Origin of the sequence: Clostridium sp. JN-9 (assembly GCF_004103695.1) — a bacterium.
Taxonomy (GTDB): Bacteria; Bacillota; Clostridia; order Clostridiales; family Clostridiaceae; genus JN-9.
On the sequence record NZ_CP035280.1, the window covers coordinates 2,909,628 to 2,935,637 of the forward strand.

Consider the following 26,010-nt stretch of genomic DNA (forward strand, 5'->3'; position numbering starts at 1 on the left):
GATTCTATGAAAGTTAAACTCACCTCGGGTTAATCTGAGGTGAGCAATAAATCTTTCAGTTCTTCTTCGGTTAAGCTTGTAACCATTAGATCTTCATTTCTATTTTCATCTATTACACTATTGATTAATTCTTTTTTCTTCTGCTGTAAATCGTAAATCTTTTCCTCAATAGTTCCACGAGATATAAGTTTAATAACCTCTACTGTCTTCTTCTGACCTATTCTGTGAGCTCTGTCAGAAGCTTGTTCTTCAACTGCAGGATTCCACCATGGGTCAAAATGAATAACTAAATCCGCACCTGTTAAATTTAATCCTGTTCCTCCTGCTTTTAATGAAATGAGAAAAACACTTCCTTTACCATCATTAAAATCCTTTACTATTCTGCCTCTTTCATTTGCGGGGGTACTGCCGTCTAAATACATATAATCAATATTATTTTCCTTCAGCATATTTTCAATAATCTTTAATGCAGAAGTAAATTGTGAAAATAATAAAATTCTATGTCCTTCGTTAATGCTTTCACTTAAGATTTCATCCAGGGCAATGATTTTTCCGCTGCCTCCATTATAATTTTCCATAAACATGGAAGGATCGCAGCAAATCTGCCTTAGTCTTGTTAATGCCGATAATATTTGAAATTTACTTTTATTAAATCCCTTTTCTGCAAGTTCTGACTGTATTTCATCCCTGACAGCAGCCATATAAGCAGCATACAGCTTTTTTTGCCCCTTTGTCATTTCCACTACTACTTTATGCTCTATTTTGGGAGGGAGTTCCGAAATCACTTCTTTTTTAAGTCTTCTCAGTATAAAAGGTTTTATGTGTTTATTGAGCTCTGCCAGAGCCTCTTTGTTATTGCTTTTAATAATGGGAATTTCGTATTTTTTAGAAAACTTCCCCTGTGTTAAAAGATATCCCGGCATAATATAATCAAAAATCGACCACAACTCCATAATGGTATTTTCCAAAGGTGTTCCTGTTAAAGCAAAATATCCATCTGCCTTTAATTCCTTTACGCTTTGAGCACTAATTGATGCAGGATTCTTAATCTGCTGGGCTTCATCAAGTATGCAATAGGCAAAATCTATAGATTTATACTTTTCTATATCTCTTCTTATTAATGCATATGATGTTATTACAATGTTACTTTCGCCCATATGTTTTAATAATAGCTCTCTTTCACTTTTATCTCCGGAAACAACCAGGCTGCTTAATTGAGGGGCAAACCTTTTTATCTCACTTTCCCAGTTATATACCAGAGATGTTGGTGCTATTACTAAAGAAGGCTTATTTAAGCTCCCTCTTTCTTCAACATCGGAAGCCAAAAATGCAATAGTTTGTAAAGTCTTACCTAGGCCCATTTCATCTGCAAGTATACCGCCAAAACCACAGCTAGATAATGTCTTAAGCCATTTAAATCCGGTTTTTTGATATGGTCTCATAATAGTTGTCAGATTTAAAGGAACATTATATTCCATCTCCTGCACATCTCTAACACTGTTTACCAAATCCCTGAAACGTTTATTTCTTTCTATAAATGACATATTATTTTGTTTTAAATTTTCATCTATATATAAAGCGTTATATTTTGGAAGAATAATTTTGTCCTTTTGTAAATCCTTATCTTTAATATTTAAATAATCAATAAGGTTTGCCACATCAATTATTTCTTTATTAATCAGAGATACAAAATCTCCTCCTTTAAGCCTATAATATCTTTTCTTTTCTTTAACTGCTTTAAATATATCAATGAGTTCCTTCCTGTCTACTCCTTCAATATCAAAAGAAAATTCCAGCAGGTCATCATTATTCAGCCTTATGCTTGATTTCATAGATGAAGAGGTATGTATCTTCATGTTTTTAAATTCCTGAGAATAATAAATATCAGCAATATCTTTAAGTTTATCAAGCTTCTCAGTTAAAAAATCTATTAATTTATCCTGGTCATTTAGTTGAAATTCATTATTTACAATTTGAAATCCTGAAGATTTTAAAATATCCATTATTTTAAATTCACCTTCAACATCTCTAATTAAAATTTTATTGTTATTATACTGCTGATTTTTCTCAAATGGCGATATTTCAATATCACCATATTTAAATACTGGTTTAGCCGTAGCAACTTCATTATTTTTATCCAGATATAGTAAAGTATTCAAAGGCTCTTCATAAAAGCATTCTGTAAGTCTGCTGTCAATTTTAACTTCTTTGCTTATTTTCTTTAAATTAGGCACAATAAATGATGCTATATTCTGCCTGTCCTCCATAGAAAATGTAATTCTATTATGTTTAGACGCTGCTATCTCACTTTGATAAGGGCGAAGCAGTCTTATCTGCTGCTGAGTGGGCTTATAAATTTTATTTTTAAAGAAAAAATAATCTCCCGTATTTGATAATGGAAATGGAATTTCCTCTAATTCCAAATAAATCTTATTGCTGTTTATATTAAAATTAAATTCCAAAGGCATATCATCTTCAACTATTGATACTTCGCTATACTTCACACCATTTATAACAACTTCTATTCTCTTATGCTTTACTGCATTAAAAAATCTTTTTAGCTGACTATCTGTGATATAGGCTTTTTTCCTGGATAAAAACTTCATCATGGAATTATATCCTCTATATCCATTATAATTGCCAAGTCTTTCATCATTTTCATAAATTTCAATAAGCAGATTTATTAGCTGCTGATCATCTTCTTCAAATTCATAATATAAAGGATCAAAAGTAAATTCTTTTCCATATTCAATACTTTCATTTTTATATTTAACCGCACAGATAAAATCTTTCATATTTTTAACTACATATGTTTTATCCTCACCAATCTTCAGTTCTATTGAGGATTCCTTTGAAAACATATTTGAAAATTCATATTTTACTTCCAGCTTTGCTTTCTTCTTTTCTCCGCTGACTGCTCTCATGTTTTTCTTAATAGCATCCACAAATTTATCGGAGCTGGACGTGTTTCCCATGTAGTTTTTGCTTTCTTTGGAGTACTTTAATAACACCGCAGCTATATGCTTACATATCCTGCTGCCGCCATAATGCTGAAAAAATGCCTCGCATTCACAGCTATAGTCTAAAATACCACTTTGAGAACTCAAGGTAATTTCAACTGGAAACTCCCAGGAGTTTAATGAACTTACCTCTGCATATATTTCTGTTATTCTTTCTCCAGTTTTTTTATTATCTTTGTATTTTACATCCATATAGCTTATTTTCCTTTGAAAATAATCCAGCATTGCCCTATTAAATGTAACATCATTACAATAACTTTTTATTATTTTTTCATTTACTTCAAACATTTTACACCCCAAAACATGTACAAACTCTTCATAATTTATGTGAACACACTTTACTTTACTATAAATAGTAACCTTTTTCAAATTATCTATACAATAAAAAAGCAATAAAAAAACTGTTTAAAATAAATATTATATTAACATTTATTTTAAACAGAGCAATTAGTACTATTATACTAAGGGATATAACTCTCTATCTTCTTTATCCAATCTTTTCTCCAATAAGCCTAGAACCTTTTTAGTTTCATTTATAATTTCAGTTGAGTTATCTATTATTTTACTTTTTGTATTATATTTGTTTTTGTATAATTCAAATTCGCTGCTTACATTACTCATTTCTGATATGTAGCTTTTTGCTAGATCTCTTAATTTTAAATTGTTACTCTGCAATAACTTAGGATAAAGGTATTTATCTTCAGATTGAAGATGTATTTTTAGCTTGCCTGCCATAAAACTTATTTCCTTAGCCATTTCAAAGCTGTTTGAAACAACATCATTGGAAATAAATGATTTTAATTTATTCATTTCATCTCTAATTTCACTATGCTGTCTTTTTAATCCGCTAATATCCATTAATCAGCACCTCTTTTATATTTACTATAATTATATACTATAATGAGTACTTATTCAGTAACTTATGTTACCGTTATTGTTGTTGATTGGTGTTGTGTTGGGGACGGTGTTGGGGACGGTTCATTTAAAATGCAAATTGTTATTCCTTGGTCCTTGGGGGCCCTTGGGGACGGTTCATTTAAAATCAACATACTTAGCTGATGAAATAGCATTATCATGAAAAACAATAGAAATTGTAAATAAACCAATGTAGCTTGTCCTATTTAATTAAAATCGCATAAAATGAGTATATTTTACTATAATCAAAATGTTGACCTAATTTTCTGAATAATGTATAATCAAAACATAAAATGAATCACTTTAATATTTAAAATATACACTGGAGAGAGGTGAGTCCACCAGGACAATTACATCGTAACATATTATAATCTCCATTGATATTCCTCTTTGCAAAGGGTTTATATAAATTTGCTGAAATTAAATAATTCAGCAGAAAGAGAGAATATAGGATGGACAGTTCTCTTTCAAGAAATGAAGGGAGTGTTGCTTAAAATTGCAAGATAGCGTTCCCCCAAATAATAAAGGGAAGTTAGAATGAAACCTGCTTTATGTTAATTGCAAATCATTCTAACTTCCTTTTTTCTTGGTTTTTATAAAAAAGTTGTGAACCGTCCCTAATCTTTTATCTTATAATATATCAAAGCAGAAACCCATAACAGGATTCCGCATAAGCTCACAACCTGGGCAATTCTTAAGGGTCCCAGCATCAAACTGTCCGTTCTCAACCCCTCTATAAAAAATCTTCCTACAGAATACATGCCTATGTATGTAAAGAAGACTATGCCTATCTTTTTAGATTTTCTCAATAAATATAATAAAAATATACATACCAACACATCCCAGATAGATTCATAAAGGAAAGTGGGCTGGTAATATACTCCTCCTATAAGCATTCCCTTTTGAATAAACAGGGGAAAGTGCTTAATAAAGTTATAAGATACCTCACCGCCATGAGCTTCTCCATTGAAAAAGTTGCCCCATCTTCCTATAGCTTGGGCTAAAATAATTGAAGGTGCGGCTACATCAAATATTTTTAAAAAGCTTAATTTCCTATATCTTGTATAAAAATACATTGTAATTATTGCAAATAAAATGCCTCCATGTATGGCTAACCCGCCTTGTCTTATATTTAATATCTGAGAAGGGTTATCTTTATAATAGCTAAACTCGAATAAAACATAATATAGCCTGGCCCCAAGTATGCTAAATGGTAATGTAATTAAAAATCCATCTAACAGATAATCAAAGTTTACATCTCTCCATTTTGCATTATAATTGGCCAGTATAAGTGCTACCATCATTCCACCAGCAATAATTATCCCGTACCATCTGATATCCAGCCCAAAAATAGTAAACGCAATTGGATTCATACATACACATCCTCTTCTAATGTATTTCAAATAAACTATATCTTTTCTTGTGTATTTAATAATATATATTTATCATTAATTATGCAATAACTTATTTTAAACTTTCATATACTTTGCTAAGATTATCCTTCATACTTTCTATATAGTCCTTGTTGTCTTCCGAGCTTTCAATAGTATATATTCTCTCTACCTTTGCATTTACTTCCCTTGCCAGTGTCTGAGAAACCTTTGGACTTGCCAGTTCCTCAGAAAAAATAACTTTTATTTTATTTGCTTTGCAATAATCAACCAGTTCCTTAAGTTTTTGTGCTGTAGGTTCACCTTCTGCAAATACATCCTCAGCACTATTTTGTTTTAATCCAAAGTCTCTGCAAAAATATGCGAAGGCGGCGTGTCCGGTAACAAAATTTTTATTTTGCAAAGTGCTGAATTTATTGGAATAGTCATTATATAAATTATCTATTTGAACTGCAAAATCTGCATAATTCTTTTCATAGTAATCCTTATTGGATGGATCAACTTTTATCAAAGCATCCTTTATATTGTTTGCTTCAATTTTTGCCTCTTTCAGGCCAAGCCATGTGTGTGGATCATATTGCCCATGGTCCTCTGAACCAGCAGCATTATTATTTTTTACTGGAGTAATACCTTTAGATGCCGCCACTGTCACCAGCTTTTTATTATCTAATGTCTGCAAAACTTTGTCAGTCCAGCTCTCCATTCCCATTCCATTATATACAAAAATATCAGCATTATTAATTGTCTCCATATCCCTTGGCTTTGGTTCAAAGTCATGAGGCTCGGTCCCATCTGGTACAATAGTGTGAACTTCTATTTTATCTTTACCAACTGCCTGTGCAAACTCTTTTAAAGGATTAAATGACACAGCCACCTGTATCTTACCATTTTTATTTACGCTTTTATTCCCGCTAACCTGTTTACTGCCACATGCAGTAAATAATATCATAATAGACATCAACAAAACAAAACTACTAATTTTTTTAAACATTTTTCCACTCCTCGAGAAATTGTTGCAAATAACTTGCATTTACATATTTAATATAATACTTCTATTACAATTTCCTGTCAATAAGCTATTTATTTCATTTTTACACATAGAACAGCCATGAAATAAACTTCATTTCATGGCCTGCAATTCTTACTATAGATGAGCCTATACAGTGAGAAATAGCGCTTAAGATCCGCCATCTTCACACTGTATAAGTTGATTTTGTGTTTTGCTGTCTATACTATATTTGCACTTTCAATTTCCTTTTCCTGAAGAAGCTGATTTGTATAAAGTCTGAAATAGTAGCCTTTATTCCTCAATAATTCCTTATGTGTGCCAGATTCTGTAATTCTACCTTTTTTAATTACAAGAATTTTATCAGCTGAAACTATAGTTGACAGTCTATGCGCCACTACAAAACTTGTTCTTCCTGAAAGAACTTTTCCTATGGCACTTTGAATCATTTTCTCTGTTTCAGTGTCAATGGACGATGTGGCTTCATCCAAAACAAATATGGCAGGATTTGAAACTATTGCTCTGGCAAAAGAAATAAGCTGTTTCTCACCAGTGGAGAGATTTCCCCCGTCTTCTCCAACCTGTGATTCATATCCATTGTCCATTTTCATAATAAATTCATGAGCATTTACTAGTTTTGCAGCTCTTTCTATTTCCTCCTGTGATGCATCAAGTTTCCCATATCTGATGTTGTCCCTAATGGTGCCGCTAAACAAATGCGGGCTTTGCAGTACATAGCCTATATTTGATTGAAGCCATAAAAGGGATCTTTCCCTGTAATCCTTCCCATCAATCAATATTTCTCCACTGCTTGGCTCATAAAATCTGCATATTAAATTTACAATAGTACTTTTCCCTGAGCCTGTTTCTCCGACAAGAGCTATTGTCTCTCCTTTTTTTACTTTTAAATTAAAGTTATCCAACACCTTTTCTCCATTTTTATATGAAAAACATACATTCTTAAATTCTATGTCGCCATGCATTTCTTCCCAGTTTTCTTTTTTCCCATTAAATAAATCTCCATACTTTTCTATTACATCTTTTCTGTCCCATATATCAGGTTCAGTTTCTATAAGGGAAATAATTCTTTCTGCAGAAGCTTGTGCCTGCTGAAGTTCTGCAATAGTTCCAGCCAGCTGGCTTACCGGGTCAAAAAATTGTATCGTGTATGAAATAAACATGACAAAGGTACCATAAGTTAATGTTTTAGTCATAACTTCATTTCCGCCAAACCATAGTGCAAAGCCTGTTCCTATGCTTCCCATAGTAATTACGATAGGAAGAAATAATGAAGAAAAGATTACAGCTCTTATTGCCGAATTTCTCATATTATCAGCATCCTGTTTAAATTCATTAAGATTTTCATCCTCACGAACCAATGTCTTTGTTGTTTTTGCACCAGATACCTCTTCACTAAAATCTGCAGTAAGCTGTGAATTCAGCTTTCTGACCTTTCTATAGGATTTTAATATTTTCTTTTGAAAAAATACTCCGACTAGAAACAATGGAGGTACAACGCACATACTAACTAAAGTAAGTTTTACATCGTAATAAAGCATTATACAAATAAAACCAATCATCATTACTACAGCCCAAACCATATCAATAAGTCCCCATGAAATGATTTCGCTTAACCTGGCTACGTCTGAGGTCATTCTTGCCATAAGCCAGCCTACAGAAGAATTATCATAATATGAGAATGACAACTGCTGTAATCTTTTGAAGCCTAGCTGCCTTATATGATAGGCAAGGTGGGTCTCAATTTTACCAGCCTGCCTGATAAATAACCTTACATTGAATGCTTGGAATGAAAAAATACAAAAGTAGACCACCCCAAACTTTACAAGTCCACTGGTAGTTTTTTTTACTACAAAATTATCTATGGCATATCTTGTCATTAAAGGCATTATTGAATCTATACCTGCTACTATAGTCATTAAAAGCGCTAATAATATAAGCCCTTTCTTAAATTTCGTCAAATACTTAAAAAGCCTTCTCCATATTCCAATATCTAGTTTTTCCGTTGCATTATAATCATCTATCCTGCTCATATCTGTTCACCCCCTGTTATGCTATTCATTGCATGCCTTTTCATGTTCATCAGTCCTATCAGAAGAATTTTGTATATCCCATATTCTTTTGTAAATTCCTTCTTTTCTGATAAGCTGCTGATGATTTCCTATTTGCTCAATCTTTCCATGGTTAAGAACTATTATTTTATCTGCATCCATCACTGTCGAAATTCTATGAGATATTATAAATGTAGTAACACCTTTACTTCTTTTTTTAAGTTGTTCCCTTATTATCCTATCAGTTTCAGCATCCACTGCACTTAAAGAATCGTCAAAAATCAATATTGGCATATTTTTTATGAGAGTTCTTGCTATGGCAACTCTTTGTCTCTGTCCACCGGACAATGTGACACCTTTTTCTCCCACAATGGTATCATATCCTTTTTCAAATGACGAGATAACATTATGCACTGCAGCCATTGAAGCAGCCTTTTTAACTTCATTGTCATCAGCCATAATTTTGGCAATTTTAATGTTCTCTTTTATTGTTCTTGAATAAAGAAATGGCTCTTGAAGCACTATACCTATATTGCTTCTTATCCACTTCCTTTTTATATCCTTAAGTTCTACTCCATCTATTTTTATAGATCCCTTATTATAATCATAAAGTCTCATTAAAAGATGCACCATGGAAGACTTCCCAGAGCCGGTAGGGCCCACTATTGCCACTGTCTCACCTTTTTTAACATTAAAGCTTATATCATTTAGAACAGGAGTATCATTATCATATCCGAAACTGACATTTTCAAAGTTGATCTCACCTTTGATCTCAGGCTCTAACCCCTTTCCGTTTTCACATTCTACTGGTGTTTCTAAAATATTATTTATTCTTCCTAAAGAAACTGTCATTTTCCCCATGTCAGATAAGATTCTTCCAAGCTGTCTTACGGGCCAAAGCAGCATTCCTTCATAGGTATTAAAAACAACCAAAGTGCCCAGGCTTATATCTCCTCTTACAGCAAAATATATACCTGAAAGCAAAACCAGTCCAATTTGAAGCATACATAGAAAATCTGAAGTTCCCCAATAATCTGCAAGTATTTTTGTTATATTATAGTTTAAATCCCTGTACTTCTTATTCTGTTCTTCATACTTTTCAATTTCAAAGCTTTCTCTTCCAAATGCCTTTACTACTCTTACTCCATTTAAATTTTCCTGTAGTATAGATGTGAGAACTGCTTCCTGTTCATCTGCTTTCTGAAAAGTATCTTTAATTTTATTGAAAAATACAAATGAAAAAGCAAAAATTATAGGTACGATTACCATAGAAATAAGAGTCATCTTTCTGTTTAGAGAAAGCATCATTATTATAGCAAACAGCACTATAAAAAATGCTCTTCCTATTTCAACCATTTGCATTGCGAAAAATCTTCTTACAGTATCAACATCAGATGTACATCTTTGAATTAAATCTCCGGATTCTGCATTTACATGATATTTATAAGGTAAATTTTGAATGCGATCATATAATTTCACTCTTAATTTTCTAGCAATATTTTCAGCTGCTTCAGCGGAAAGTTTGCCTTTAAAATATAAAAATATGCCTCTTATGCTTGTTAATGCAATTAAGCATAGTGCACATATCCATAAATTTCTTTGTAAAACATCTCTGCCGCCAATTTTAATTATAATATTTTCAATTGCTTTAGGGACACTTAGCGGCTTATCACCTATAATGGAATCTATAGTAATTTTCACCACCATAGGCTCTATCATAGCAATTAATGTAGCAACTCCGATAGATAATATTGCTGAGATGTATAACAATCTATTGCCTTTAGTTAGTTGTATCAATTTCTTCATTTAAATAGTCCCCCCATCGTACATAATATAATCTTTACACTGTCAGGAATAAAATGTAGAATCATAGCATTTAATCCTTCTAAAAGTTTCTTTTTTACTCATTTTTACCACTCCCTGCTTTTGCGGGTTTTCCCCACTAAAATTATAGATTTATTTGCCATTCACCAATACATAACTACCAGTAAAAAAGCAATATAAAAAGGCCATTGAGCATAATATTCTCCGGCCTTTTAATCACATAAATATCTTCATAATAAACAATCAGTATAAACTAATCAGTATAATTAAAAAAGCCACGGGCACCTACCTATGGCTAATTATTTTCATAAACAGCTTAATTATAAAAAGCAATGAATAATTTAAAAATAAATACCAAGATGGTGCATAAATATTAATTTTTCTCTATTATCATAATTGTCCGCAAATATGCCGTTAAATCTAACATTCATATTCATTAACATTTATACAACCTCCTTACCTAAATTAAATGTAAATTATGCACTGTTAATTATTGTTATATGTATTATTTTATACCTTAGTTATTAGAATTACAATAGTTTAGGTAAAAAAATTGGGGACGGTTAACAATTATTTTATATAAATAAAAAAACTTTGGGACGGTTAACAACAATTTTAAAATTATAATCAACCATTTTTAAATATAATACTTATTAAATTATCTAAGCTTGTCCAATATTGTTTTAAATTTATACTATAAGCAATTTATATTCATTTTATTTCAGCTTAAATAAAGCGCAGATAAATAATACCAAAATTATATAGATTCTTATCTGACAATAATTTCATCTAAAATTCCTATATATTTTTCTTCTGAATTTACTAACTTCACTCCAATATTGCATAACATTGACACCCTTGATTGAGTAATGTTACCTATTACCTTACATATATCCTTATATTTGAAGTTGCATAAACTTCTCATTAATAACACAAATATTGCCCTTTTTTCTGTGGCTGATCTACAATTTTTCATTCTGAGAATACTTTCTGATATTTGATATCTTTCATTTAAAAATTTCAATATATCGTCAACTGTAAAATGTCTTGTAATTATTTTTCTTTGACTTAAATACACGGTTTTTTCTTTTTTAAATTCAATATTTTCGCTAACGCTGTTATTGGTAATTCTTCTTATAAAATCCAAATATGTTTTCTTTGCATTTATTTCGTTATTGCTGAAATGACCAAGAATAAACTCCTTATCTATTAAGCCAAATCTATCATTCATTGTCCCTAAGTAGATTCCAAGGCTTGAAAACTTGTATTTTTCTAACTTATTGCTATATTTCTTTATAGACATTGGATTGGAATGTATATAGGCTGATAATGTTAAAAGGTATTTATCATTATCAACAATTTTACTTTTAAATCTGTCTTGAAAAACGTGTCCATGCCTTTTATATTTTTTGTTATAATATTGTGCATAACTTTGATTTATACCATGCATTATTTTTGAAATGTCAGCTCCATTTGAATCTATAATAAAGTGATTTATACCATGCATTATTTTTGAAATGTCAGCTCCATTTGAATCTATAATAAAGTGATTATGTGTATTCATAATACAATATCCATAAACTTTAAACTTAAAAATATTCTTATACTTTTTCATTATTTCAATATACTTTTCCTTATCCTCAACACCCCTATATAAGTTAAATTCACTTATACTTCTACTCATAATATGGTAAATTGAATTTTCACCTTTTATTCTTGCAGCTCTTGGCATAAAAATACCTCCATTAATTTTATTTTTAAATATAAAAGATATATGTTAATTGAAGTATTGCCCAACCCCATACTATTTACACAATTTTATAAAAAAATATCCACATAGTTGAACTTATTTTATTCAACAGTGTGGATATTTTTTAGATTTTTATTTATTGTGAACCGTCCCCATTAGAACGCTGGAACTACGGCTCCTCCAAATTTGTCTTCAATAAACTTTTTGATTTCCGGAGAAGTTATTGCTTTATCTAAAGCCTTTATTTTTTCATCATTTTCATGGCCCTTTTTAACAGCTATAACATTAGCATAAGGTGAGTTAGAATCTTCAGTAAGCAATGCATCTTTTACAGGATTTAGTTTTCCTTCAAGTGCATAGTTGGAATTTATAACTGATAATGTAACATCCTGCAGTGTGTTAGTAAGCTGCTTTGCGTCAACTTCAGTTATTTTTAATTTTTTAGGATTGTCCTTAATATCTCCTACCGCAAGAACCTCTTTGTCTGGTACAGTGAAAAGTCCTGCTTTGGCAAGTAACTTTAAAGCTCTTGAACCATTAGATGGATCTGCAGGAATTGTTATTTCTGCTCCATCTGGAACGTCCTTTATATTTTTAATCTTTTTAGAATATACTCCCATAGGCTCTATATGAACCTTTTGAACTGCCACTAAATCAGTACCCTTGCTCTTGTTGAATTCCTGAAGATATGGAACGTGCTGGAAGAAGTTTGCATCTAAATCGCCCTTGTCTAGTGCCGGGTTCAGCAGTGCATAATCATCAAATTCTTTTATTTCTAATGTGTATCCTTCCTTTGCCAAAATAGGTTTAACCTGTTCTAGTATAATAGCATGAGGATTTGATGTAGCTCCTATGGTTATTGTCTTACTGTTTTTTGATGAATTACCGCATCCAGTTAATAGTACTGATCCAGCTAATAGTGTTGTTAATAGTGTTGCTAATTTTTTCATAATTAATAGCCTCCCTAAACTTCATATTTTTTAATTTATATATCCTTATTTTAGTTTTTTGTATATCCAATCCCCAAAAATCTGAATGGCCTCAACTAAAATAATTAAAATAATTACTGTATAAAGTATCATTTCATTATTAAATCTCTGATAGCCTATTGATATAGCCACATATCCAAGGCCTTGAGCTCCGAGTGCCCCTGCCATAGCCGTATACCCAATGATTAATATTAATGATAGCGTTATTCCTCTAATAATAGAGGGTACAGCTTCTTTTATCATAACTTTGAAAATTATCTGCATATCACTGGCACCAAATGATTTTGCAGCTTCAATGATTCCCTTGTCCACTTCTTTTAGTGAACTCTCTATTACTCTTGCAACAAATGGTGCTGATCCTATAGTTAATGGAACAATAGCTGCAGTATTCCCTATGCTTTTTCCAACAATCAGCCTTGTAAGCGGCATTACAGCAAGAATTAATATGATAAATGGAAATGATCTAAAAACATTTACTATGATATCTAAAACTCTATAAATTACTTTATTAGGTCTAAGGCCATTTTTATCAGTTAATATTAATGCAATTGCCAGTATAAAACCAATTATAACTGAAAAAAATGTGGACCATCCTACCATATAAACTGTATCTATTATCCCCTGTAATAAATATTTGTTCCAGGCTTCTGCAAAACTAATCATTTTTTATTACCTCCCAGCAGACTTTTCTTTTATTAAGGTAATCAGAAACTGATTTATACTTGCTGTCCTCAATATTTATTACAAGACTCCCAAGCACATCATCTCTAAACCTTTCAAGTTTACCCCATACTATAGAGAAATCTATATTTAAATTCCTTGCCATGGAAGTTATAATACTTTGCTCAGACATTTCCTTTGGAAAATATATTCTTATGTTAGTACCTTCTGATGGAAGTATTTCTTCTTCTGAAATTAATTTTCTCAAAGCCTTAGGCTGTTTCAAAAACAGTTCATTAACTTCACCCTGAGCTGCAATAGCCCCTGCATCTAAAATAGCCATCCTGCTGCATATTTCTCTGACTACTTCCATTTGATGAGTTACAATTACAATAGTAATTCCTAGGTTCTCATTAATTTCCCTTAAAAGTGTTAAAATTGATTTTGTAGTGTTAGGATCTAATGCTGAGGTTGCCTCATCGCATAACAGTATCTTTGGTTCTAATGCCAAAGCCCTGGCAATAGCTACCCTTTGCTTTTGCCCGCCGCTTAATTCTTTTGGCCTTGAAAAAATCTTGTCCTCTAAGTGAACTATTTTTAAAAGTTTTTCTACTATTTCTTTTATTTGTTTTTTATCATAACCCCATACCTGTAAAGGAAGGGCAATGTTATCATATACATTTTTCCTCTCTAAGAGACTGAAATGCTGAAAAATCATTCCTAGATCCTTCCTGAATTCTCTAAGTTCCCTGTTTTTAAGTGTATTAACTTCCTTTCCCATAACCATAACGCTTCCGCTGTCATAGCTTTCAAGACCGTTTATACATCTTAACAATGTGGATTTGCCTGCTCCGCTATGCCCAATTAATCCAAAAATTTCGCCCTGTTTTATTTCGAGATTTACAGACTTTAAAATATGCTCATTTGAAAAAAACTTATCTACATTTGTTATGCTGATCAAACCTTTACCCCCTCTTTTAAAATACTGAAATATGAATATTACGCTAAAAAAAATAAACCCCAAGGAAACCTGGGGTTAAAACGCAATTGGTTCCTCATCTTTCAGCCTTCGCTGCTGGATTTAGCACCGCTATACAAATATATGTATCGGTTGCTGGGTTTCATAGGGCCAGTCCCTCCGCCACTCTTGATAAGTTGAAAAATATTAACTTTAGAAAATATAATATCAAAACTTTACTAATGTGTCAATACTTTTATTAAATATTTATTAATTTCATTGATTATGCTTATATAATACCATAAAATTATAATTGAAAATAGCTATTAACTAAGTATTAGTGTTAAAATATAATAATGTACTTTGCAAATCATTTAATTTTGGAGGTAAAAAATGTTACTTAATTTAAACGAATTTTTAACATCAGTTTCCTTTGCGCTGGATTTTGTAGAAATGGACATTTTAGGTATGACTTCAAACCATGGCAAGAGAACTGCTTATATAAGTATTAAAATTGCAGAACAGCTAAATTTTGGAACAGATGAACTTAAGGATATTTCTGCTCTTGCAATTTTACATGATAATGGAATAAGTTACAGTGGTCTAGGTGATGATCTGTCCAATATGGACTCTCAAAACTTAGATATGTTTGAAAAAAACAAATGGCATTGCATTGTAGGAGAGAAGAACATCATTACATATCCTTTTAATACAAATGTTACTAATGTTATAAAATATCATCATGAAAAATATGATGGTACTGGATTCTTCAAATTGAAGGGGAATGAAATTCCTTTAATGTCACAAATTATAGCATTGGCTGATAGAATTGAAAGCAGATTTGATATTAAAAACAATGAGCTTAATATGCAGAAAGATATTTTATCATTTGCAGAATCTAAAAAGGAAAAGGATTTTTCTTCAAAAATAGTAGATGCCTTTTTAAGGGTTACTGAGAATAAGAAATTTTGGGAGGATCTGAAAGACCCATGCATTAATACTGTATTAAGGGAAAGCCTTCCTGATAATACTTTGGATTTAACCTTTAACCAAATACATGAAATTACAAAAGTTTTCTCAGAAATAATAGATTCAAAGTCACGATATACAAGACGTCATTCAAAAGATTTGTCAATAAAGGCAGGTATTATGGCAGACTTTTATAAATATAAGCCTGAGGAAAAGATGAAGCTTATTATAGCAGCAGATCTTCACGATATTGGAAAGCTTGCAGTTCCAAACACCATTTTAGATAGTCCAAACAAACTTAGTGATGGTGAGTTTCAAGTAGTTAAAAAGCATCCTTACTATACAAGAGTTGTTCTTGAGCAGATTAAGGGCTTCGAAGAAATTACAAACTGGGCTGCTAATCATCATGAAAAGCTAAATGGCATGGGATATCCTTACGGACTTACCGCAAAGGATCTGGATTTTAATTCACGATTAATGGGCTGCCTTGATATATATGAAGCACTTACAGAAGAGCGTCCATACAGAAAATCTCTTTCTCATAAGGAAGCAATGGACATACTCTATGATATGAGTCATAATGGCTTTGTTGATGAATCTATAACTAAAGATATAGATAAAGCGTTAATATAATTGGGACGGTATAAGGTATAATGGGGACGGTTCACATCTTTATCGCATTTACGGTATACGGTGCGGTGTGGTGCGGTGTGATGGGGACGGTTCTCAATTTTATTACATTTAAGCCCGGCTAATATTAAAAGCGGCGTTTTACTAAAAAACGCCGCTTTCTTTAGTTTGCATGAATCTGTCTTTTCATCTTCTCCCAAATTTTTATTAAGAACACCGCAATTAGCATTAAAGCTATGCCTATAATAGATAATGTATCTTCAATTCGTAATTTGGGCGTAGCCCTCCAACCCTGCTATACTAAAGCCAAGGTTGGATCAAGAAGTTTCCTTACCTCTGCGGAGCAGCCAGCATACAATTGAATAAATTCAATAAAGGAAAATACGCCAAAATATTGACCAGAATATATTATAACTGACTTTTGCTTATCTTCTTTATAATTCTTAATAATTACAGGGAGGGACTTGCCTGAATACTTATTTCCCTCCTCCATGTTTTTGAATAGTTGAAAATACATGTAGCCAATGAGTGTCATAACTATATGAAAAGTTATAAAATTATATTTTGTACTCTTAAAATCTTCTAATTTCCAAAAGTCTTTTATTTGTCTATAGTCTTCTTCAATTTCTGGTCTTAGTTCATAAGTATTTATTATTTGTTTTGCAGTTTTATTTGTGTCTGTGGTTAAAAATACATAGTATTCATTATCTTTTTTATCATGAACGACACAGGCACACAAGTCAACATCTTTATCTGGTGTATTACTTTGCCACATCATACCTAGATCCTTAACCAGGTGTATTTCTTGAGTTTTCCTTTTCTTGTTAGGGTGTTTTTGCCACTTGTCTTCGGAGATTGCTATTTTTACAGCTTCTTGGTATATTGTCATGTTCTTTTTTGCAGGTACATATGTATCCACTTGCTTTTCAAGCTTCAAAATATTAATAACATCACGAGAAATAAATCCCCTGTCATTTATGAGAATATCTCCACTTTTTAAACATTTACTTTTTAAAATCATATTTCTACAAAGTTCTAAATCATGAGGCTTTATAGAATCAAAAACTATCTCTTCTATAATTCCGGAATCATCCATAAGACCTCTTAATGTTCCCATTTTATAACCACGAAGCACCTTTCCATCATCTTTTATAGTTTCAGAATTCTCATAATTTACATTATCTAAATTCACATGTATTTTAGTGCAATCAAGAATATGTATAGATGGAGCTATGTTAAGAGATGGCATAACTACATTTTGGACATAATTGTTATAAGACTCTATAAATTCCTCAGCATCATATTTTTGAATTAAATTTCTCATAACGCCTTCGGCGAATAACCCTTCTTCAAGGTTTTTATTGGTATCCCACATATTCCATCCTAGTTCAGATAATAACTCACCATCAGTCACAGCAAAGGCGACATCTGTCAGGCTGGTTTTAAGTTTCATCTTTGCTGTAATTGCTAACGCAATAAGTATATGAAATGGAATATGCTTATTTTGTTTTCTTTTATCTTTAAAACTTTCAGCCAATTTATCTATAAGTCCTATATTTTTCATTTTTAATACTATTGTATCTATAAGATTAGGGAAACTTACGTCAGCAGCATCAATCCTACCTTCTTTTATAGCTTCCAACACCTTATCTTTATCGTTTTTGCTTAATTGTAACATACAAACTATCTCCTTTTAATTATCATTAGTCTATATATATAATTCTATAAAAGATCTTAAAATCATTTTTAAAAGCTAAATATTATAGTACTTATTTTTAGAAATTTTCATATTACTTATTGAAGATAATGTATATAAACTATTGCTAAATCCTTTCCCCACATAACTATAAATTAGTACCAGTGGCGCATTAACAGATATTACAGTTGTAATATACTTTCTATATCTAATTCCCATGTAAGTGGAAAAGTAACATATTACATCTGTTGGGGCAATTGGGCATACAATCCATAAAAACAATATACCTTTTCCGAAATTTCATGTTTCACCTCTCCAATATATTTCCTTTGCTCTATTTTATTATATAAGTATTAAATAAATATCATGATAATTATTAACAATTGTAACTATTCAGCTATTAAAATAATTTAAATTTACTGTTATTATTAATTTATTGAAAAAAAGCCTTCCATTTATCATTATTTTTTGGTATCATAAAGCCTGTCTTGCAAAAACTAATGATAAGGTGGTGACACATCGTGAGTGAAGGCCAAATCATCGAGATTTACAATCAAGGTGTATCTCAGGTTATAGGTGTTATTAAAGAATTATCAAATCAAATTAAAGAACTACAATCTCAAGTAGAAACACTTTCTAAAGAGAATAAGGCTCTAAACGAGCGTGTAAAATCATTAGAAAGCCAAGTCAACAAAAACAGTAGTAATAGCAGTAAACCTCCATCGTCAGATGGCTTTAAAAAGAAGACTAAAAGTTTAAGAACAAAATCAGGTAAAAAACCTGGCGGTCAAAGGGGTCATGAGGGAACAACATTGTGTTTACATGATACTCCTGATGAAATTGAAATTCACAATGTTGAATTCTGTACTGAATGCGGAGCATCCCTAAAGGATGTACCTCCTGAAAGATATATTGTTCGTCAAATTATAGATATACCAGATGTAAAAGTTAAAATTGTAGAGCATAGAGCAGAAGTTAAAATATGTCCTCATTGTAAAAGTAAAAATACAGCTGCTTTCCCAGAAGAAATAAAGAATACAGTTCAATATGGAGAACGCCTGAAAGCGATAGCTGTTTACTTAACTCAATATCAGTTGATTCCGTATAAACGTGCTGTTGAACTCATTGAGGATTTATTTAACCATCATTTAAGTCAAGGTAGTATGGTAACCTTCAATCAAGACTGTCATGATAATTTACAAGCTATAACAAATAGGATTAGAAATAGCCTTACCTCATCTACAGGAGCAGTTCATTTTGATGAAACTGGTATTTATATAGATAAAAAACGCCAGTGGCTTCATGTTGCTTCTAATAAAAATCTTACATATTATGAATGCCATGAAAAGCGTGGTAAAAAGGCTATTGATGATATTACAATACTTCCAAACTTTACTGGGACGGCAGTCCATGATGGTTTTAAAACTTATTTTAAGTATACTAACTGCAATCATGCTCTATGTAATGCTCATATATTAAGAGAACTTAATAGTATAACTGAATTACAAGGTCAAAACTGGGCAAAGCCAATGAAAAATCTATTGTTAGATATAAAAAAAGAAGTAGATTTAGCTAATAACAAACAAAATGCTTTACCTTTAGATAAAATTCAGGATTTTGAATCTAAGTATGATAAAATACTTAAAGCTGGCATTGACGAAGACTATGCTAAAAACATTGAATTATATTCTAAAAAGAAGGTAAAGAAAAGTGCCAGTCTTAATTTACTCAATAGATTAAATGGCTATAAGGAACAAATACTTGCTTTCATGTATGACTTTGATATACCTTTTGATAATAACTTAGCAGAACGTGATTTACGTATGGCTAAAGTTAAGCAAAAGATTTCAGGCACCTTTAGAAGTTCTGCTGGAGCTAACGCTTTTACTAGAATCCGTGGATATGTATCTACTGTAAGAAAACAAGGCAAAAATGCCTTGGATTGCATAAAATCAACATTTACAGTGAATCAATTTGATCCAACTTTGACGTAAAAGCTCCGCTTAAAAAGGAACGAAGTACCTCTTTTTGGTGAACCTAAAATTAATATTAACACCTTACTGTCAGATGCATAAGAATTTGAAAGTAAGGTGCTTTTTTATATACTTTTTAGGGTAACTGAATAGTTATTAACAATTATTAATAGTTATTAATTTACAGTAAATAAAATTTTATATAGATTAACTTAACACTATTCCGGGTATATTAACTTATATATGGAAGGGTGATTCATAATGAGCTTAACCATTAAGATTGATAGAATTATTCAGAAATGCGGCGGAAGCAACAGGGTAATTGTAAGAAGGATAAGCATTGGTAGGGGAACTCCAGTTGAAGCAGCCATAGTTTATATTACTGGATTTGTTGACCAGAACATTATCAATAGGGATATACTAAACCCCCTGTTATTTAAAATTAAGGAAGATTTGCACGATATTAAGCAGGTTAGCAATTACATATGCAGTAAATATATTTCCATGTCTGACATTGTCATTGAAAATGATGTTAATAATGTTGTGAAAGAAATTAAAAGAGGTAAAACTGCAATTGTTATAGACACTGCTTATAATTATATTATTGCTAATACGGCAGATGGTGAGCATAGAAACATTTCAGAGCCTAAGGACGAGCAAGGGGTTAGAGGCTCAAGGGAGGGTTTCATAGAAAACCTGGATATAAATATAAGCCTGTTAAAAAGAGGGATAAAGGATAATAACTTAGTAGTAGAAAATTTTATTGTTGGCAGGCGTTCACAAAAAGATTTAGCCATAGTGTATGTTGATGATATAGTTGATAAGGACCTATTAAAAGATATAAAAGCCAGGATTCAAGCAATAGATGTTGATGCTGTAACTAATATCGGCATGATAGAACAGTTTATTGAAAGTTATCCATACACTGTATTTCCTCAGGTTTATACTACTCAAAGGCCGGACACTGTGCAGCAGAACTTAATGGAAGGCAGAATAGCAATATTACTTGATGGCTCACCTTTTGCCATAACACTACCTGCATTGCTTGTGGAATTTTTTCAGGCTGTGGAAGATTATGCCCAAAGAACTGTTGTAACTGATTTTAATAGATTTATCAGAATACTTGGTACAATTTTGGTTGTCACAATGCCCTCAATATATTTATCATTGGTTAGATTCAATGCAGAATTAATTCCAATTAAGTTTGTACTGCCATTAATTCAGTCCAGAAAAGACATTGCTCTGTCCCCATTTCTTGAAATACTGTCCATGGATATTGTTATAGAATTTTTGAGAGAGGGCGGGCTTAGGCTTCCCAGTAAAATCGGTCAAACACTAAGTATAGTAGGAGGATTCATAATTGGAAGTGCTGCCCTTCAGGCACATTTAGTAAGTCCGGATACTTTAGTTGTAGTAGGAGCTTCAACTATAGGTACTTTTATTATTCCAAATTATGATATGGCAAGTTCCGTAAGATTGCTTAGATTCCCTTTACTTTTTTTAACTAACTTTTTAGGTGCTTTTGGTTTAATCGCAGGATTATATTTATTATCAGTTCATATTCTATCTCTGGACAGTTTTGGTGTGCCATATTTTACTCCGGATAAATACAGCGACTTGAAAGATACCCTTATGAGAGCTCCATTATGGAAAATGAATAAGAGACCGGAAGGCATTCCAAACAACAATCCAATAAGACAAAGCGATTTTAGAAAAAAGTTCTGGAGGAATAAAAATGAAAAGGATAAAAAGTGATACTATAACCTCCGGCGAATTAACCTTTATGCTTATAGGATCAATGATTGGCATAGGAATTTTATCTCTTCCAAACAGTTTGATTTCAAAAGCTAAACAGGACTCCTGGATATCTGCTGCACTTGGTGCCCTTTACCCATTATATATGGTGCTGGCAGCAGCTATAATTTATAAAAAAAGCCCCAATAATAATATATTGGTATTAAGTAAAAAATGTTTTGGCAAAATTATAGGCACCATTTTAAATGTAATTTTACTATGTTTTTTCATATTTAATGTTTTTACATTAAGCGCAGGTCTAAGTATTGTTCTAAGGACTTTAATAGTGAGCTTTGTAAGTTCAATAAAGATACTGATTTTTATTGTTTTTTTATCAGCCTTTACTGCCTATAAAGGGCTAAAGGTTTTGGCAAGAGTTAATCATTTAACATTTTACTACACCACCATATTAACTTTAATGTTATTTGCTGCACTGGTCAAAGGAACATACTTAAATGTATGCCCTATACTTGGTTCAGGAATTGTAAATATATTAAATGCCAGCAAATCTTCAGCTTTTGCTTATGGCGGCATTGAAATATTGTTCCTGTTATATCCTTTAGTGATTAACTCAAACGAAAAAATCATTGTTAAATCATCACTGCTGGGAGTTTTTATAACATGTGTTTTCTATACCTGGGCAGTTTTTATAACCATTTACTTTCTGGGTATAGACAATATTCCAAAAGCAGAATGGTCCGTAAGTCTTACCACAAAAAGTGTATATATTCCTATAATTAATAATTTTAGATTTGTTTTTCTAATATTGTGGGCTGCTATAATATTTAAAACAATATCAAATAATTATTATGCAGCAGCTATGATTATAAATAGCTTTTTTAAAAATGCACAAAATAAAATTATAATATGCATTATTTTCCCCATGATGGTGTACTTATCAACAATTCCTAAAAATAATGCAATTATGTTATCTATATTAAATTACTTTATACCTAAATTTACATTATTCAACATAATTTACGTAACATTAATAGCTGTAATATTATACATAAAGAAGGTTAAATAATTATGCGAAGAACACTATGGAAATATATTCTTATCTCAATTTCATGTATTGTCATTGCTGCTTTTTTCGGTTCTGAAACAAAGGGGCAGCAGCCTATAGAAGAATTAGATATTGTTTCGGGATTGGGCTGTGATGCTGAAAAACAAGGTTCTGAAACAAAATACTGTATTCCAATGTCGGTATATGTATTTAACAATGATAATATTGTAAATTCAATGCTAAAAAAGGGAGATGCTCTGACCATAGGACAAACAAGGCAAACAAGGGCATTAGCAGATGATAAGCAAAACATGTTAGGTCTTGAAAAAGTATATATTATAAGTGAAGAGCATGCAACAGCCGGCATGAGAAATTTGATAGAAATATTATATAGAAATCCCAGTTTAAATGATACTGGTTATGTTACTATCTGCAGGGGTAAATCTGAAGATTTACTTAAATATCAAATAAATGGATATCCAAGCTCTTCGGATTATATTGAGGGCTTAATAAAAAATTCTTATTTTTATAACTTCTTTTCTGATGAATATAAAATAACCAATATGTTTCTGCAAGTAGATGCTGAGGGAACCAATGCAGTGCTTCCTTACATTGAGCTTACCAAAGAAGGAATAAAAATTACCGGCATGGCTGTTTTCAATAAGGACAAAATGTTGCTGAAAATGAATATGGATGATGCCAGAGTTATGAATATGTTAAGAGGGAATAGTGGGAAGGGAATTATATCGGTACAAAAAGGTTCAAACGATTATGTTGATTATTATGCCACTTCAAAAAGAAAGGTAACCTGTACTAAGGAAGGAGACAAATATAAGTTTGTAATAAATTTATATTTGAAAGGCGATATAATTTCAAATTTATCCTATAAAAATATAAGTAAAGATTCCAAAATAGATAACCAATTTGAAGAAGATATGTGCCAATATGTAAAAAAGATGTGCAATAATTTTATAACTAAAATGAAATGTGAGTATAAGGTTGACTGTTTGCAGCTTGGTCAAGTAGCTGCAGCTAAATATGGGAGACATACTGGTTCAGATTGGAATATTATAGTTCCCAATTCTGAAATTATTGTAAACGTAAAAGTTCATATTGATAAAACAGGACGTGGAGATTTTTAAATATTACCAAATTATAAAAATTCAATTTAAAACATTATATTTTGCAAAAAATAGACCTGTAGTAAAATACTACAGATCGCTCATATGTTTCAATTACTTTATAGCTTCTCCAGATTACATTGCTCTGCCTGGAAATACTGCATCTAATATTCCTATAACCAGAGCTGCCAGAATAGCTCCTATTATAGACACCTTCATGTTAGGTACTAAAAATTGAGCTAAATATATTATTATTGCGGCTATTACAAATCCCTTTAATCCCTTTCCAAATGGGGATGCATCTACTCCCATAAGGGATTCAACAAAATAGTCCAATGCAGTTATTACTACTGCGGCTATTATATATGACCACAATCCAACAATAGTAAATCCAGGTGTTAAAAATGATGTTATTCCTAAAATAACAGCCACTAATACTAATCTTCCTATCCATCCAAGGAAGCTGTTTCCACCTGAAGTTTCTCTTTTTTCATTTGCCATGAATATATCACTCCTTCAAAAGTTAAGTATATATGTTTTTATATTCATAGTGTGCTCATATTCATAAATAATATTATACAATTTTCAGCATTGTATTTTAACTTTTTAAAATTTTATTAATCAATTGATGATTTTGGCTTTACTTTCATGTACAAATAGAATGGAACTCCGAATAAAATCAGAAGGAATCCATACATAACAGTTTCCGCTCCCGATCCATATATTGTCCATACAGCATAAGCAAATCCTAGCAGTGGAATAATGGATTTTTTTATAAACTTCCACACATTAACCTTGCCATCAATTTTAACCAGCAGAATAATCTCAGCTGCAGCTGTAGTTGCGTACATTGGTAAGTATGCCAATGTTGCTAAAAGTATCATAAAATTAAAGGCCGAAAGTAATGAATGACTATAGTTCATTGCTAGTAAAATATTTGCAAGTACTGCACTTATAATTAGTGATGCATATGGTGTATTATATTTTGGATGTACCAAAGCAAAAACTTCCGGAAATACTTTGTCCTTTCCAGCTGCATAAGACATACGTGCTGTAGCAAGAATCCAACCCACTGTTGTACCTAAAACGCTTATTACTGAGGCTACTAAAATTACATTTGAGACTCCCTTGCCAAGAAACTGCGAAAGAATATCCACTATTGGTGCTGAACTTTTTGCCAGCATATCCTGAGGCATTGCACCCATAGCAAAGAAATTAATTGCCATATACATTATAATTGCAATTGACATTCCCAATATAGTACTTATTCTTATATTTTTCTCCGGATTTTTAATTTCACCTGCTGCTACCGAAGCTGTTTCAAAACCGATAAATGCCCATAATGTTGAGGCTGCTGCTGCAGGTATAGTTTCAATACCCTTGTTTTTAGGAAACATATCCTTCACAAATGAAGGATTAAAATGTGCCGCTGCAACTGCGATAAAAAAAATAAATAATAATAATTCAAAAATAGTAATAACAGTTTGCGTTATTCCTGCTTTTTTTGCGCCCAGTATGTTTATTATTGTAAATATCCAGAGTATTGCGCTTGTATATAAAAATGCAACCAGATGGTTACTGTTTATTATTGGAATTAATGTGCCTGTATAACTTGCTATAGCCGTAATTATTGCAGCATTTCCTATCCATGAACCGTTCCAGTATAACCAGGCGTTTTCAAAGCCCATAAAATCACCAAATGCCAGTTTTGCATATTCATATGGTCCTCCTGTTTTAGGTATTTTTGATCCCAGATTGGCAAAAGAAAGTGCCAAAAGAATAGATCCTGCTCCTGTTAATAGCCAAGCCATCATAACAGGACCTGGACCAGCCTTTGATGCCAAAGTTGCAGGAAGCATAAATATACCTGATCCCATCATATTACCAACAACCAGCGCAGTTGCAATAACAATTCCTAATTCCTTTCTTAAATTAGCTTCATTTGACATTTATAAATTACGCCTCCTTAATTGAAATTATCACTTTATTAATTTACCATGATAAAGTATCATTGTCAACAATATTCGACAAAAGTTGTAAATTACTATTTTCCAAGTTAGTGTAAAGCAGCCCTAGGGAAATGAAATTTTCCAGTATAGGTTTGATTTTCATTTAAATTTGTGTATAATATAAATGTAAGATATATATGGGGAATTAACTCAGCTGGTTAGAGTGCCACCTTCACATGGTGGAAGTCGTAGGTTCAAGTCCTATATTCCCTACCAGACTTACTTTATCT

19 protein-coding genes, 1 tRNA gene and 1 riboswitch are annotated in these 26,010 nt (G+C 31.8%); of the genes, 6 read left to right on the plus strand and 14 right to left on the minus strand.

All coding sequences use genetic code 11. The features are described from left to right. Positions 1 to 29: 29 nt before the first annotated feature. The 10 genes from EQM05_RS13970 to EQM05_RS14015 all read right to left on the minus strand — a co-directional run bounded on the left by EQM05_RS13970 (position 30) and on the right by EQM05_RS14015 (position 14,585). A complete protein-coding gene (locus EQM05_RS13970) occupies positions 30 to 3,308 on the minus strand; it encodes a DEAD/DEAH box helicase (protein ID WP_243108079.1) in 3,279 nt (1,092 codons plus the stop codon). A gap of 168 nt (positions 3,309 to 3,476) precedes the next feature. After that, entirely contained in the window at positions 3,477 to 3,878 is a 402-nt protein-coding gene (locus EQM05_RS13975; protein WP_128750606.1) for a hemerythrin domain-containing protein, read from the minus strand. Between the two features lie 674 nt (positions 3,879 to 4,552). Next, on the minus strand, positions 4,553 to 5,308 hold the full coding sequence (lgt, locus tag EQM05_RS13980) for a prolipoprotein diacylglyceryl transferase (RefSeq protein ID WP_128750608.1): 756 nt from the start codon (positions 5,306 to 5,308) through the stop codon (positions 4,553 to 4,555). 91 nt (positions 5,309 to 5,399) lie between these two features. After that, positions 5,400 to 6,317, minus strand: a complete 918-nt coding sequence (locus EQM05_RS13985) for a metal ABC transporter substrate-binding protein (protein WP_128750610.1) — start codon at positions 6,315 to 6,317, stop codon at positions 5,400 to 5,402. A gap of 236 nt (positions 6,318 to 6,553) precedes the next feature. Then, complete coding sequence (locus EQM05_RS13990) at positions 6,554 to 8,383, minus strand: ABC transporter ATP-binding protein (RefSeq protein WP_128750611.1); 1,830 nt, start codon at positions 8,381 to 8,383, stop codon at positions 6,554 to 6,556. A 21-nt stretch (positions 8,384 to 8,404) separates the two neighbouring features. Beyond that, positions 8,405 to 10,207 carry an ABC transporter ATP-binding protein gene (locus EQM05_RS13995; RefSeq protein ID WP_128750613.1) on the minus strand — a complete coding sequence of 601 codons (1,803 nt, stop codon included), beginning with the start codon at positions 10,205 to 10,207 and terminating at the stop codon, positions 8,405 to 8,407. A 787-nt stretch (positions 10,208 to 10,994) separates the two neighbouring features. After that, positions 10,995 to 11,957 carry a transposase gene (locus EQM05_RS14000; RefSeq protein ID WP_128750614.1) on the minus strand — a complete coding sequence of 321 codons (963 nt, stop codon included), beginning with the start codon at positions 11,955 to 11,957 and terminating at the stop codon, positions 10,995 to 10,997. A 173-nt stretch (positions 11,958 to 12,130) separates the two neighbouring features. After that, a complete protein-coding gene (locus tag EQM05_RS14005) occupies positions 12,131 to 12,925 on the minus strand; it encodes a MetQ/NlpA family ABC transporter substrate-binding protein (protein WP_128750616.1) in 795 nt (264 codons plus the stop codon). A 45-nt stretch (positions 12,926 to 12,970) separates the two neighbouring features. Further along, positions 12,971 to 13,627: a methionine ABC transporter permease gene (locus tag EQM05_RS14010; protein ID WP_128750618.1), complete on the minus strand. Its 657-nt coding sequence runs from the start codon at positions 13,625 to 13,627 to the stop codon at positions 12,971 to 12,973. Continuing rightward, entirely contained in the window at positions 13,620 to 14,585 is a 966-nt protein-coding gene (locus EQM05_RS14015) for a methionine ABC transporter ATP-binding protein (protein WP_128750620.1), read from the minus strand. Before EQM05_RS14015 ends, EQM05_RS14010 begins: the two co-directional genes overlap by 8 nt. Before the next feature lie 91 nt (positions 14,586 to 14,676). Continuing rightward, a riboswitch (SAM riboswitch) is annotated at positions 14,677 to 14,781 on the minus strand. 194 nt (positions 14,782 to 14,975) lie between these two features. Between EQM05_RS14015 and EQM05_RS14020 the strand changes: the two genes are divergently transcribed. Beyond that, complete coding sequence (locus tag EQM05_RS14020) at positions 14,976 to 16,184, plus strand: HD domain-containing phosphohydrolase (protein ID WP_128750622.1); 1,209 nt, start codon at positions 14,976 to 14,978, stop codon at positions 16,182 to 16,184. Between the two features lie 292 nt (positions 16,185 to 16,476). Here EQM05_RS14020 and EQM05_RS14025 read toward each other — a convergent pair whose 3' ends face one another. Together EQM05_RS14025 and EQM05_RS16060 are read right to left on the minus strand one after the other, a co-directional pair. Beyond that, on the minus strand, positions 16,477 to 17,859 hold the full coding sequence (locus EQM05_RS14025; RefSeq protein ID WP_128749681.1) for a transposase: 1,383 nt from the start codon (positions 17,857 to 17,859) through the stop codon (positions 16,477 to 16,479). Between the two features lie 75 nt (positions 17,860 to 17,934). Further along, a complete protein-coding gene (locus EQM05_RS16060; RefSeq protein ID WP_205694144.1) occupies positions 17,935 to 18,159 on the minus strand; it encodes a hypothetical protein in 225 nt (74 codons plus the stop codon). A gap of 239 nt (positions 18,160 to 18,398) precedes the next feature. Here EQM05_RS16060 and EQM05_RS14030 point away from each other — a divergent pair, with 239 nt between their 5' ends. From EQM05_RS14030 to EQM05_RS14045, 4 genes are all read left to right on the plus strand, one after another. After that, a complete protein-coding gene (locus tag EQM05_RS14030; RefSeq protein WP_128750624.1) occupies positions 18,399 to 19,871 on the plus strand; it encodes an IS66 family transposase in 1,473 nt (490 codons plus the stop codon). Positions 19,872 to 20,111: 240 nt separating this feature from the next. Then, entirely contained in the window at positions 20,112 to 21,605 is a 1,494-nt protein-coding gene (locus EQM05_RS14035; protein WP_128750626.1) for a spore germination protein, read from the plus strand. Continuing rightward, positions 21,586 to 22,671 (plus strand): GerAB/ArcD/ProY family transporter, encoded by a 1,086-nt coding sequence (locus EQM05_RS14040; protein WP_128750628.1) that lies wholly within the window; start codon positions 21,586 to 21,588, stop codon positions 22,669 to 22,671. Before EQM05_RS14035 ends, EQM05_RS14040 begins: the two co-directional genes overlap by 20 nt. Before the next feature lie 2 nt (positions 22,672 to 22,673). Then, positions 22,674 to 23,792: a Ger(x)C family spore germination protein gene (locus tag EQM05_RS14045; RefSeq protein WP_128750630.1), complete on the plus strand. Its 1,119-nt coding sequence runs from the start codon at positions 22,674 to 22,676 to the stop codon at positions 23,790 to 23,792. 114 nt (positions 23,793 to 23,906) lie between these two features. On the opposite strand, the gene EQM05_RS14050 is transcribed toward EQM05_RS14045, so the two are convergent. Then, positions 23,907 to 24,272, minus strand: coding sequence for a phage holin family protein (locus tag EQM05_RS14050; RefSeq protein ID WP_128750632.1), 366 nt, complete (start codon positions 24,270 to 24,272; stop codon positions 23,907 to 23,909). Positions 24,273 to 24,388: 116 nt separating this feature from the next. Further along, the gene (locus tag EQM05_RS14055) at positions 24,389 to 25,720 is read right to left on the minus strand and encodes an amino acid permease (protein WP_128750634.1); all 1,332 of its coding nucleotides are present in this window, start codon (positions 25,718 to 25,720) and stop codon (positions 24,389 to 24,391) included. Positions 25,721 to 25,919: 199 nt separating this feature from the next. Between EQM05_RS14055 and EQM05_RS14060 the strand changes: the two genes are divergently transcribed. Further along, positions 25,920 to 25,996 (plus strand) — tRNA-Val (locus tag EQM05_RS14060). Positions 25,997 to 26,010: the final 14 nt, after the last annotated feature.